Origin of the sequence: Sorangium sp. So ce363 (assembly GCF_051520435.1) — a bacterium.
Lineage (GTDB): Bacteria > Myxococcota_A > Polyangia > Polyangiales > Polyangiaceae > Sorangium > Sorangium cellulosum_B.
Genome location: NZ_CP150333.1, coordinates 10,214,875 through 10,226,890 on the forward strand (window position 1 = coordinate 10,214,875; position 12,016 = coordinate 10,226,890).

The following is a 12,016-nucleotide window of genomic DNA, read 5'->3' on the forward strand; positions in this document are numbered from 1 at the left end:
AGGCAAGGCCATCCTCTGCGGGTCGAGGTGGTGCCGCCGTCGTCACACGACGCGAGGAATCGAGATCCCCTCTCGCTCCCGGACCTCGAGCGCGCGAGCGCTCTTCTCACATGCTCGCCACGGGACGCTCAAGATTTCGACAGATCCGCGCGGAGCGCATCCTGACGCATTCCCCTGACGCGTTCCAAATTTCCACACAAAGAGACGTGCACGTACGATTTCGGAGCGCGTCGCGATCATGCCCCCGTGATCAGGCGGCGGTGCCCGCGGCGCTCCCTGGCTCCGCGTGCTCGGGCGTGGCCGCGTGCGGCGGCGCTGCCTGCTCCGCCGCGAGCGCCGCCTCGTCTTCCCGGGCGAGGAGCGCGTCCGTCTCGGCGAAGGCTGCCTCGCGTTGCGCGACGACGGCAGCGCAGCGCGCGCGGGCCGCGGAGAGCAGGCCGAGCCCGACGGCGACCCAGCCAGCTGCGGCCGTGTACCCGGCGGCGATGACAGACGACCCCGCGTCGCCCTGATCGGCCTTGGAGAGCATCACGAACGCATAGAACGGCGACGGGGCCGCGACGAGGAGAGCGCTCTCGCTCGTGTCGAGCTCCGCGACGAGGCCGGCGATGGCGGCGACGATCCATGGGCCGACCGCGATCGTGAAGAGCAGCGTCAGGAGCAGCGCCCGCGTGACCAGGGGCGAGGCGATCCGCGCGCGAAGGAACGCGTTGAGCCCGACGAGGAACACGTAGACGGCGAGCGCGTAGACGGCGACGTGCTGGACCTGCTGCGCATGGATCTCCGGCGTCGGGACGGGCGCGCCGAGGCTCAGCCGGTGCCCGACGATCCAGAGCGCGGTGATGGCGGGGACCCCCACCGCGAGGAGGAGGTACGCCGAGCGCATCACGCCGGGGCCGAAGAAGCGACGCAGCCGGCTGGCGCGGCTCCGAGCCCAGTGAACCTCGACGCGGCGCGATGGGCCGATCGGCTCTCCGGCAAAGAGGAACACGCAGAAGATCAGAAACGAGAGCGCCGCGCACACGCCCGCGACGATCGCGGGCAGGCGATCGGAGGCGTCCACCGAGAACGCCGGCACCGCGACGGCGGCGGTCGTCACGGGCGCGCAGACCGCGAACCACGTCTTCAACCCGGAGGAGCGATCGTCGCTCTCGCTCGTGAGGTTCGAGACGGTCACCTGGTACAGGAACCACGCGGGCATGCCGATCGCCGCGATCGGCAGGAGGATCAGGAAGAGCACGTAATCGAGGCCGAGCGGCGCGCGCTGGTAGGCGATCGGGAGCCAGATGGGCGGCCCCTCGGGAACCTCCGGCCAGGCCAGGTGGGCCGCGTACGAGAGCCCCGAGCCACCCGCCGAGAACAGGCCGATCGACAGCGGGAACGCGAGCAGCAGCGTGACGAGGATCGCCGCGCGCAGGCTCCCCATCTTCGAGCTGATCGCCAGGCCGAAGGCCACGCTGAGCAGCGCGATCAAGAAGAGGAACAGGAAGGCGATCACCACCTCCATCGCGGTGATCCCGCCGAACAGGAACGGCAGCGCCCCGACCGGCGCGAGCATCACCACGTACATCGAGATCGCCGTGTAAGCCGCGAGGAACTTGCCTCGCGCGATCTCACCGGGCGGGATGCCCGTCAGGAGCACCGCCTCCCAGGTGCGCCCCTCGCGCTCCGAAGCGATGCTGTTCGCGGCGACCGCCGGCCCGACCAGCGCCACCACGAAGTACGCGAGCGAGAAGAAGACCTGGAACAGGATCACGCCCGTCTTCGCAGGCGCGATTTCCTTCGCCGCGATGCCGCCGATGGCCGCCACGAGCAGCGCCATCAGCACGGCCAGCACGAGCAGGATGATCGGCGTGCGTGCGAGGCGCGCCGCCTGCTTGAGCTCGCGGATCCAGATCGGGTTCGGTTCGCCCAGGATGCGCCCCACGCGATGCCGCGCCCGATCGACGAGCCGCTGCGACGCCGGACCGGCGGGCGGCGATGTGCCAGTCTGCACGCTCACTGCACCTCTCCTTGCGTGACCTCCAGGAAGATCCTCTCGAGCTCATTGCGCTCCGGCTCGACGCCGATCACGCCGACGCCGCTGCGCACGAGGTGCTGGACGATCTCGGCGATCTTCACGTCGGTGCCCACGTAACCGACGTGCACGGCTCCGGCGACGATGTCGACGTCGGTGATCCCCGGCCCGCCCCTGACCAGGAAGGCCGCTGCCTCGGGATCGCCGAGGACCCGCACCTTGACCTTGCGCCGGGAGATCGGCGAGAGCGCCGGATAGGCCGCCTGCCCCGCGCTCGCCGGCGCAGCGGCGTGCGGCGGGTGCTGGCCGTATCCGGGCGGCGGACCGCCGGCCTGCGAGCGATCGACGGCGGCCGGATCCACCGGCGCGCCGTCGGGCGTGGCCGCCTCGGGTCCGTGCCGCGGCGGCGCGTGTCCATGCGCCTGCGCCCCGTACGCGCCCGGCGCGGCGCCATGGCGCGGCGGCGCGTGCCCGTGCGCCTGCGCCGCGCGCACCGCCTCGAGGCGCGCGGCGATCTCCCCGATCGGCCCGGCGACGACGAGGCGGCCCTTCTCGAGGATGCCGATCGACGTGCACACGTCGGAGAGCTCCGTGAGGATGTGCGACGAGAGGAAGATCGTCTTCCCCAGGCTCCGGAGCTCGAGCAAGAGATCGCGGATCTCGATGCGCGCGCGCGGATCGAGATCGCTCGCCGGCTCGTCCAGGATAAGGACCTTCGGATCGTGCAGCAGGATCCTCCCGAGCTGGAGGCGCTGCTTCATCCCCTTCGACATCGTGGCGACGATCCGGTCCTGGATCTTGCCGAGGTCGGTCAGCTCCAGGACGGCGTCGACCACGTCGAGCGACGGCACCCGGAAGGCGTCCGCGAAGAACTCGAGGTACTCGCGCACCGTGATCCTGTCGTAGACGCCGGCGTGATCCGGCATGTACCCGATGCTTCGGCGGACAGCCGCGGGGTCGATCGTCACGTCGACGCCGTCGATCTCGACCCGCCCCGCCATGGGCTCCAGCAAGGTCGCCATGACCCGGATCGTCGTCGTCTTGCCCGCGCCGTTCGGCCCGATGAAGCCGAAGATCTCGCCGGGGCCCACGTCGAAGGTGACGTCCTTCAGCACGTCGAGCGCGCCGAAGCGGTGCGAGAGGTGCCGGACGCGGATCGTCGGCCGAGGCCGCTCGATCTGCGCCCCGGAGGGCGGAGCGCCGCCGAGCGCCGCGCTCACGGCCGGCCTCCGTAGCCCACGACCCGCACGAGCACGCGATCGCTGTCGATCCGCAACCCGGAGTCGCTCGCGCGCCCCTCGCCGCCGTCGAGCTGGCCGAACAGCACGGGCACGCCGGCCGGGAACCAGTCGACCGATCCGCCGGCCGCCTCCTCGATCGCCAGCCACGCAGCGCCTAGCCCCGGCGCGTCGGGATCGAGGAGCGGAGCCAGCAGCCTCCCGCCGAGGTCGTGGACGTCCATGCCGCCGACCCGCCGCCCGAAGCCCGCGTGCGAGAGCCAGCCCTGCCCCTCGCTCCGCGCCGCGAGATCGATCCCCGCGCGCGACGAGACCCTCTCCCCGTCGCCGATGCGGGCGAAGTAGCGGGCCGCGCCCTCCGGTAGCCACAGGACGCCGCCCCGGAGGTCGCGGCCGCTCCGGTTGCTCACCACGACGTCGCCGCTCGGATCGGCGACGATCGCGATCCCGTCCCCGAGCGACGCGGCCCCGTCCTCACGCACGATCACCGTCTGCCAGGGGAGCGCCGCGACCTTCGTCAGCCGCGCCCCGTCGCGGTCCACGAGCAGCCGGTCGCGCCGCTCCGAGAGCTCGGCGACCACCGCCGTGCTGATCACGCCGCTCGCGTCGGTCGTGCGGACCGTGAGCTCCTCCGCGCTGGCGACGAAGAAGCCCCGGAACCGGCGCACCGCCCCCTTCGTCATGCCGGCCCCCGCCTCGATCAGCGTGAGGTGGCGCGCCCGGCCGCGCACCCCCTTCGCGAGCAAGCCCACGCCGACGATCATCGCGAACGTGACCGCAGAGAGCACCGGCAAGTGCCACAGCGCGCGGAGCGGCCTCCCCTGCCGCGCGGCGCGCGAGAAATTGATCGGACCGGCGAGCACCGCGTAGATGCAGAGCAGCAGCGCGGAGACCCCGATCGCCCAGCGGGAGCTCTCGTTCGGATCGAGCTCCCGCCGCACCGGATCGAGGTCGACGCCCATCGCATCCTCCCCCGGGCGGAAGGCGACCGTGGAGCGACGGTCGTAGGCTCGGCGAGCGAGATCGGCCACCCGGATCTTCACCCACGGGTCGCTGGCCGCGGGCGAGCGCGTGGGGTCGAAGGCGAGCAGGTGCACCTCGCCGAGGCCGTAGAACGCCGAGCTGCCATACGCGCTCCCGCGCAGGTTGCCGCCCGACCAGCCGCAGAGCGACTCGGCCACCGCGGGGGTCGCGCTCGGCGCGGGCAGGAGCACGTTGCCCTGCTTGCCAAAGCCGCTGGAGCCGCCGGGCGGCGCGATCTCCGCGAGGGTGGGCGGCGCGATGGCCGCCCTCGCGACCTCGCCGCCGACGAACGCCGCGAGCGTCGGGTGCCGCAGATCCTCGGGGCGGGCGACGGACAGCGCCAGCGTGCCGCCGGAGAGGACGAAGCCGGCGAGCGCCTCGAGCTCGGAGCCGCCCAGCCTGGACAGCGTGTCGGTGCGCATGAGCACGGCGTCCGCCGCGTTGTACAGGGCCGCCCGGTCGGGCAGCAGCGGGTCGCCGGTCGCGCTGTCGAAGCGAGGTTGCCCGACCCAGAGGACAGGGCTCGGCGTCCCCCCGGGCGCGCGGCTGGTCGATATGTACAGCGGCGCGATCGGCGCGTCGTGGAGGCCCCCGCGGAGCAGCGACCTCTCGCTGACGTCGAAGAGCACCACCGCGTGTTGCGAGGTCGACGAGAGCCCCTGCGATGACACCTGCGCTCCGCCCTCATCGAGCGCCCGCACCTGCACGTCGCCGAAAGGCGATACGTGCACCGGCACGCGCACGTCGACCGACGCGCCAGCCCCGACGGCGTACGGCGCCGACGCGACGAAGACGCGGTCATCGGAGTAGCGCTTCGACTCGACCTCGACCTCACCCCTGGCCGCCCGGACGCCGTTGTTCTGGATGCGCACGACGACCTGGTTCCAGCCCCAGGGCATCCCGCCGCTCGTCCCGAGCACGGGCGCCACGTCGACGACGAGCGCCGTCGCGGTCGACAGGGGCGGCGCCTGCCCGAACGCGGGCCCCGCCGAGAAGAGCGCCGCGAGCGACGCCGCCCCCGCAAGGCCCTTCGCGCCTCTCCTCAGCGACCCGCTCCGGATCGCCTGCCCCCGCGGCTCCTGCACGCGCCTCATCGCCGGATCGCCTGCGCCACGGGCTCGGGCCGCGCCTCGATCGCGGAGAGGAGCGCCGCGATCACCTGATCCGTCGTGATCCCCTCCGCCTCGCCCTCGAAGGACCGGATCATCCGGTGGCGGAGCACCGGCTTGGCGACCCGCTGCACGTCGGCGAAGGCGACGTGCGCCCTTCCCTGGAGCAGCGCCACGGCCTTCGCGGCCAGCACCAGCGACTGCGCGCCGCGCACGCCGGCGCCGAACCGGAGCGACCTCCGCACGATCTCGGGCGCCCCCTCGGCGGCCGGATCGCTCGCCCGGGTGAGCCGCGACGCGTACCGCATGACGGGCTCGGCGACCGCGATGTCGCGGCAGAGCGATCGCAGCGAGAGCACGTCGTCGCGGGTGAGCACCCGCGGCGGCGGCCCGCGATCGTGGCCCGTGGTCCGGGCGAGGATCTCGGTCATTTCATCCTCGGTCGGGCTCGGCACGAGCACCTTGAGCAAGAACCGATCGAGCTGCGCCTCCGGCAGCGGGTAAGTCCCTTCCATCTCGATCGGGTTCTCGGTGGCCAGCACGAAGAACGGCTCCTCCATCGCGTACCGCGTGCCCGCGATGGTGCACGCGTGCTCCTGCATGGCCTCGAGCAGCGCGCTCTGCGTCTTCGGCGTCGCCCGGTTGATCTCGTCGGCCAGGATCACCTGCCCGAAGATCGGCCCCTTGTGCAGCGAGAAGTGGCGCGAGCCGTCCGCCGACGCGACGAGCACGTTCGTGCCGGTCACGTCGCTCGGCATGAGATCCGGGGTGAACTGGATGCGCGAGAACGCGAGATCCAGGCAGCCGGCGATGGTCCTGACGAGGAGCGTCTTGCCCAGCCCGGGCGCCCCCTCGAGGAGGACGTGCCCTCCCGCGAGGATCCCCCAGAGCGTCTGCTCGATGACGTCGTCCTGCCCGACCACGGCCTGCCCGATCGCCTCTCGCAGCCGCGCGCTCGTCCGCTGGGCGAGCTCGAGCCTCGCCTCGAAGGACGCAGGGGCCGTGCCCTGCCCGCCGTCAATACCCGCGCCTGATTCCGCCGCCATCTGGTCGCCCTCGGCCGACGACGATAGCCGGCCGCGCCCCGCGCGTCGATCGGAGCTCGCCATGCTATGTCTTGCGAATGAGGATGCTTATGTTGACCTGTCGCCGTGGGCTCGCTTCGCTCTGCCTTGCCGCGCGCAGCGGCGCGGCGCTCATCGTGGTGCTGTCGCTCGGCGCGAGCGCCTGTGCCTCGGTCGTCGGTGAGCATGAGGTGGAGACCAAGTTCCTCGTGAAGCCCACCTCGCAGTCGACCTTCTCCGGATGGAGCGAGCTCTCCGTCTCGGAGGACCCGAGCTCCGTCGACAGGGCCGAGCTCATGTACATCCGGCTGGAAGCACGCGACGACAACGTGCCGGACCTCACCTTCCTCAAGAGCGTATCCGCCTCGGCCGTCGTCGACGGCAAGTCGACCGTCGTCGCCAAGAAGGCGCCGATGCCTACCGGGGAGCGCATCGTCCCGCTCGATCGGGTCTATCACGACGACATCCGGCCCTTCTTCTACAAGGACGACGAGAGCGGCGATTACACGGTGCACGTCGACTGGGAAGGCAAGGTCGATCTGACGAAGACGATCCCGCCCGAAGGGGTGTGGATGAAGGTCCTCGTCGCCGTCCGCATCGAGTGATCGCGCCGCTCGCGGCGCCCCGCATCACTCCATACCCCTCGCGGCGCTTTCCCTGCGCCCGTCCCGTTCGGCTCCTCAGCCATCCAGGCTTCCATCTCGTCGCTCGGTCCAACTGGCAAACCGAGAGCACACCGCGCGTGAGAGCGAGGCCGGAGAAGCGGAGTTCATCCGCTGGAGCCGCGCTCGTCGGCGTGCGCCGTGCGCTCCGCACCCCGGCGCCGGCAAGGAGGTCGATCCGTCATGGCCGAGATCCAGGAGAGCTCGGTTCTGTTCTCGCGGGCGAGGCGCGACCGGGAGGCCCTCCAGGTCAAGGCCGCGAGGCCGGCGGCGCCGCAAGCGCCCAAGAAGACGGAGTGCTTCTGCAGGGAAGGTGACCCGATGTGCGGCTGCCTTCCCTAGCGGTTCAGCGGGGCACGGCCGCGCGAGCGCAGCCGACGAGCTCCTTGAAGAGCGGCGAGGTGACGTACCGCTCCCCGCCGTCGGGAAGGATCACCACGATCCTCTTTCCCTGCATCTCGTCGCGCGCCGCGATCGACAGCGCCGCCGCCATCGCCGCCCCGCCGGAGATGCCGACGAGGATGCCCTCGGTCTTGGCGAGCCGGCGCGCGGCGTCGAACGACTCGTCCTCGGACACGGGCACCACCTCGTCGATGAGCTCGCGCCTGAGGATCTTCGGGACGAAGCCCGCGCCGATGCCCTGGATCAGGTGCGCGCCCACGCGGCCGCCGCTCAGCACGGCCGCGTTCCTGGGCTCGACCGCGATCATCTTCACGCCCGGCTTCTTCTGCTTGAGCACCTCGCCCACGCCGGTGATCGTCCCGCCGGTCCCCACGCCGGCGACCACGACGTCGACCGTCCCGTCCGTGTCCTCCCAGATCTCGCGCGCGGTCGTCACGCGGTGCGCGGCGGGGTTCGCCGGGTTCTCGAACTGCTGGAGCATCACCGCGCCGGGCGTCTCTTCCACGATCTGGCGCGCCCGCGCGACGGCCTGCACCATGAGCGACCCGGGCGTCAGCAGCACCTCGACCCCGAAGGCCCGGAGCAGCGCGATCCGCTCCGGGCTCATCGACTCGGGCATCGTGAGGATCAGCCGGTAGCCCTTCGCCGCGGCGATCATCGCCAGCGCGAGGCCCGTGTTGCCGCTCGTCGGCTCGACGAGGACGCTCCCGGTCTTCAGCTTGCCCTGCCGCTCCGCGTCCTCGACCATCGCGAGGCCGATACGATCCTTGACGCTGCCGCCGGGGTTCCGGCTCTCGACCTTGCCGATCAGCTCGGCGCGCAGCCCCTTGCCCGCAGAGCTCAGGCGGACGAGGGGGGTGCGCCCGATCGTCGCCGCGATGTCGTCGAAGATTGAAGCCACGTGCCGCCTCCCGTGATGGCCGTTGGCCAGACGGGAGCGCCGGCCAGCGGGCTAGATGGAGTAATCTTGCACGAAGATCTTGGCGTCTCGGAGATTTACCAGCACCCTGTCCCCCTCGGACAGGCCGAGCTCGGCGACGCGATCCTTGGTCAGCTCGACGGAGAGCGGCTGGCCGTCGGAGAGGCGGAGCTCCGCCTTGACCATCCACCCGACCCGCGACAGCCGCTCGACGCGCGCGACGCTGGCGTCGTCGGCGGCGGGCGTCTTCGAGGAGTCGATCCGGGTGTGGACCTCGATGTCGTGCGGACGTACGAAGGCGTGCACGCTCGCGCCGTCGCCGGTCCCGGGGGGGGCGTGCACCGCGAGGGTGCCGAGCGCCGCTTGGCCGTCGCGCACCTCCCCCTTGAGCACGTTGATCGACCCGACGAAGCTCGCGACGAACTCGGTCGCCGGCCGGTCGTAGATCTCCTCCGGGGTTCCGATCTGCTCGACCCGCCCCTTGTGCAGCACGATGACCCGATCGGCGAGGTCCATCGCCTCTTCCTGGTCGTGGGTCACGAAGACGCTCGTGATCCCTCGCTCCTTGTGGAGCCTCCGGATCCACTCGCGCAGCTCGAGGCGGACCTTGGCGTCGAGCGCCCCGAACGGCTCGTCGAGCAGGAGCAGCGACGAGCCTGGCGCGAGCGCGCGCGCCAGAGCGACGCGCTGCCGCTGGCCGCCCGACAGCTCGTGCGGGAACCTGCCGCCGAGCCCGTCGAGCTGCACGAGGCTGAGGAGCTCGTCGACGGTGGTCGCGATCTCCTTCCGTGGCCGCTTCCGGATGCTGAGGCCGAAGCCGATGTTGTCGCGCACGCTCATGTGCCTGAACAGCGCGTAGTTCTGGAAGACGAAGCCGATGTTCCGGTCCTGGACGCGGGTGGTGGTCGCGTTCTTGCCATTCAGGACGACCTCGCCGGAGTCGGGGCTCTCGAGCCCGGCGATGATGCGCAGGACGGTGCTCTTGCCACCTCCGCTCGGCCCGAGGAGCGCGACCAGCGCGCCGCTCTCGATCTCGAACGAGACGTCATCGACCACCTTGTTCGGACCGAACCGCTTCGTGAGCCGCTCGACAACAATTCCCATAAGCAACAGCTAGCCTTCCGACCCGTCTCGATCGCTCCTCGGACAGAAAAAGCGAGGGGCCCGAGCGCGCACCAGCGTCGCCTGCCGGGCGGGTAGGCGCAACCAGATTCAGAAATACACATCGGAAAGGTGGGCGTATTTGCAAGAAAGGGGGCGTGCTGATGCAAGAAGGCTGACAGAGGGCAGGAAGCGCGGAGCCGGTGCTCAGGCCGACCCCTCCCGTGTCGGTCAGTCCTCAACCTCGGTCGGTCCTCAACCTCGGTCGGTCCTCAACCTCGGTCGGTCCCAACCTCGGTCGGTCCCAACCTCGGTCGGTCCCGGTCCTGGGCCGATCGGTCGGTCCCCAACCTCGGTCGGTCCACGGGGCCGATTCGGTCGGTCCTCAACCTCGGTCGGTCCCAACCTCGGTCGGTCCACGATCTCCAACCCCGGTCGGTCCCCCAGTCGGTTCCCGAACCCCGGAGCGAGCTCAGCTGCGCGGCGGGCTTCGCGCGGCCGGCTGCTGCCCGACTCAACGGACGGCCCGAGGTGCTAGCATCGCCGCGCCGCGACGCGGCAGGCCCGGGACCGGAGGCCGCGGCGCGGCTGGACGAGGACGCGAGGCCGCGACGCGGCAGGACCAGGACGGAAGGCGGATGCGTTGTCTGGTGACGGGGGTGGCCGGATTCATCGGCTCCCACCTGGCGGAGCGGTTGATCGAGCTCGGGCACGAGGTGCTCGGGGTAGACCGCTTCACCGACTACTACGCCCGCGAGCTCAAGGAGGGGAACCTGGCACGGCTGCGCGGCGAACCGCACTTCTCGCTCTCGACGGCCGACCTCGCGACAGACGATCTCCGCCCGCTGCTCTCGGGCCGCGAGGTCGTCTTCCACCAGGCGGCGCAGGCGGGCGTGCGCCCGAGCTGGGGACAGAGCTTCGAGGTCTACCTGCGCGACAACGTGCTCGCGACGCAGCGGCTGCTGGAGGCAGCCAGGGCGCATGGCCAGGTGCGCAAGCTCGTCTATGCCTCGTCCTCCTCCGTGTACGGCGACCCCTCCGGCGACACGGGGGATGTGCCCATGCACGAATCCAGCCGGACCGCCCCCCACTCACCCTACGGGGTGACGAAGCTCGCCGCCGAGCAGCTCTGCGAGCTGTACCGGCGCAACTTCGGCCTGCCCACGATCTCGCTCCGGTACTTCACGGTGTACGGCCCCAGGCAGCGCCCCGACATGGCGTTTCACCGGTTCATCGCCGCCGTGCTGAAGGGCGAGCCGGTCCGCGTGTACGGCGACGGCGAGCAGACGCGCGATTTCACGTACGTGAGCGACGTGGTGCAGGCCAACGTCGACGCCATGGAGGGCGGCGCGGTGGGCGTGTTCAACATCGGCGGTGGCTCGCGGGTGAGCCTCAACGACGCGCTCGGGCTGCTGGGGGAGCTCGCAGGACCCGTGCGCGTCGAGCGGGGAGAGCCGCAGCCCGGCGACGTCCGGCGCACCTGGGCGGACACCGCGGCCGCGCAGGCGGCGCTCCGGTACGTGCCCCGGGTGCCCCTGCGCGAGGGGCTCGCGGCGCAGGTCGCCTGGCAAACGAGGCGGCTCGGGCTCTGCCGGTGACGGGCGCTCCGCGCCCTCAAGCGCCGGCATCACCTCCGCGAGGGACGAGCTCGACCACGCGCGCCGCCGGCACGCGCGCGCCCACGATCTCGTCCGCGAGGTTGACCCAGCGCACGCAGCGATCGAGGACGACGCTGTCGGACGAGATCACGCCCGCCGCCCCCGCGAGGAGGCGGTCGGGATCGGGGACGAGCGTCGCCTCGATCGAGAGGGGCGCGCCCCCGAGCCGCTCCAGGATCCGCGCGCGCAGCCGCCCGGAGCTGGGGATGGCCGCGTCGAGGAGGAAGCGCGCGCGCGCCGCGCCGGCGCCGGACAGCGCGTCGCCGATCCGATCGATGGCCGCGTCGGTCTCCGCGATCGGCGCGTAGCTGCCGCGCAGCCCCGCGAGATCGCGCAGCGCCCCCTCCGGCCCGCGCACGAGCAGCCCGCCCGCGAGCGCCACCTCCAGGGTGATGATCAGGTTGAAGCCGTCGATGTTCGCCTCCGCGCCCTGGAGCGACGAGGACGGCGCGCAGCGCGCGAGGCGCGACGCCCGCTGCGCGTCCGAACAAGCGGCCCGCTGCAGCGCGAGGCGCTGGCGTGCGGCCAGCTGGTGGTGGTCGCCGGCGGTCCGGATCGCGGTGCGCAGCGGATAGCCGCGGCCGAGGAGCCACGTCACCTCCTCGAAGGCCACGCGCAGCGTCCGGACGGCATCGGGGCCGAACAGCCGCTCATCGTCCGGGCGTCCGCCGCGCGGCGCGCCGCTGTGCTCGCCCGTCACGTCACCTGCCTCCAAGGCGCGCCGCTGCCACGCCGCGATAGACGACCTGCTGAGGGGCTGCTTGGAGCGACCGTCGGAGGATCTCCGCGCTCGCTGCTCGACGCGGAAGGGGTCAGCAGATCA

Annotated in this window: 10 protein-coding genes; 3 read left to right on the forward strand and 7 right to left on the reverse strand. The window is 71.8% G+C overall.

Annotated elements, in window-relative coordinates; translation table 11 throughout:
• Positions 1 to 250: 250 nt before the first annotated feature.
• From WMF12_RS38380 to WMF12_RS38395, 4 genes are read right to left on the reverse strand one after another with little or no spacing between them, the layout of a single operon-like run.
• Entirely contained in the window at positions 251 to 2,002 is a 1,752-nt protein-coding gene (locus WMF12_RS38380; protein WP_437853180.1) for an ABC transporter permease, read from the reverse strand.
• Complete coding sequence (locus WMF12_RS38385; protein ID WP_437853182.1) at positions 1,999 to 3,237, reverse strand: ATP-binding cassette domain-containing protein; 1,239 nt, start codon at positions 3,235 to 3,237, stop codon at positions 1,999 to 2,001. The genes WMF12_RS38380 and WMF12_RS38385 overlap by 4 nt, the downstream gene beginning before the upstream one ends.
• Positions 3,234 to 5,372: a hypothetical protein gene (locus tag WMF12_RS38390; RefSeq protein ID WP_437853184.1), complete on the reverse strand. Its 2,139-nt coding sequence runs from the start codon at positions 5,370 to 5,372 to the stop codon at positions 3,234 to 3,236. Before WMF12_RS38390 ends, WMF12_RS38385 begins: the two co-directional genes overlap by 4 nt.
• Positions 5,369 to 6,433 (reverse strand): AAA family ATPase, encoded by a 1,065-nt coding sequence (locus WMF12_RS38395; protein ID WP_437873939.1) that lies wholly within the window; start codon positions 6,431 to 6,433, stop codon positions 5,369 to 5,371. Before WMF12_RS38395 ends, WMF12_RS38390 begins: the two co-directional genes overlap by 4 nt.
• Before the next feature lie 89 nt (positions 6,434 to 6,522).
• On the opposite strand from WMF12_RS38395, the gene WMF12_RS38400 reads away from it, so the two are divergent.
• Positions 6,523 to 7,056, forward strand: coding sequence for a hypothetical protein (locus tag WMF12_RS38400; RefSeq protein ID WP_437853186.1), 534 nt, complete (start codon positions 6,523 to 6,525; stop codon positions 7,054 to 7,056).
• A gap of 240 nt (positions 7,057 to 7,296) precedes the next feature.
• The gene (locus WMF12_RS38405) at positions 7,297 to 7,455 is read left to right on the forward strand and encodes a hypothetical protein (protein ID WP_437853188.1); all 159 of its coding nucleotides are present in this window, start codon (positions 7,297 to 7,299) and stop codon (positions 7,453 to 7,455) included.
• Between the two features lie 4 nt (positions 7,456 to 7,459).
• Here the strand turns inward: WMF12_RS38405 and cysK are convergent, their stop codons facing one another.
• Both cysK and WMF12_RS38415 read right to left on the reverse strand, forming a co-directional pair.
• Positions 7,460 to 8,416 (reverse strand): cysteine synthase A, encoded by a 957-nt coding sequence (cysK, locus tag WMF12_RS38410; protein ID WP_437741683.1) that lies wholly within the window; start codon positions 8,414 to 8,416, stop codon positions 7,460 to 7,462.
• Between the two features lie 51 nt (positions 8,417 to 8,467).
• Positions 8,468 to 9,538, reverse strand: coding sequence for a sulfate/molybdate ABC transporter ATP-binding protein (locus WMF12_RS38415; protein WP_437741684.1), 1,071 nt, complete (start codon positions 9,536 to 9,538; stop codon positions 8,468 to 8,470).
• 635 nt (positions 9,539 to 10,173) lie between these two features.
• Here WMF12_RS38415 and WMF12_RS38420 point away from each other — a divergent pair.
• A complete protein-coding gene (locus WMF12_RS38420) occupies positions 10,174 to 11,133 on the forward strand; it encodes an NAD-dependent epimerase/dehydratase family protein (protein ID WP_437853190.1) in 960 nt (319 codons plus the stop codon).
• Between the two features lie 16 nt (positions 11,134 to 11,149).
• Here WMF12_RS38420 and WMF12_RS38425 read toward each other — a convergent pair whose 3' ends face one another.
• Positions 11,150 to 11,893, reverse strand: a complete 744-nt coding sequence (locus tag WMF12_RS38425) for a DUF434 domain-containing protein (protein ID WP_437853192.1) — start codon at positions 11,891 to 11,893, stop codon at positions 11,150 to 11,152.
• Positions 11,894 to 12,016: the final 123 nt, after the last annotated feature.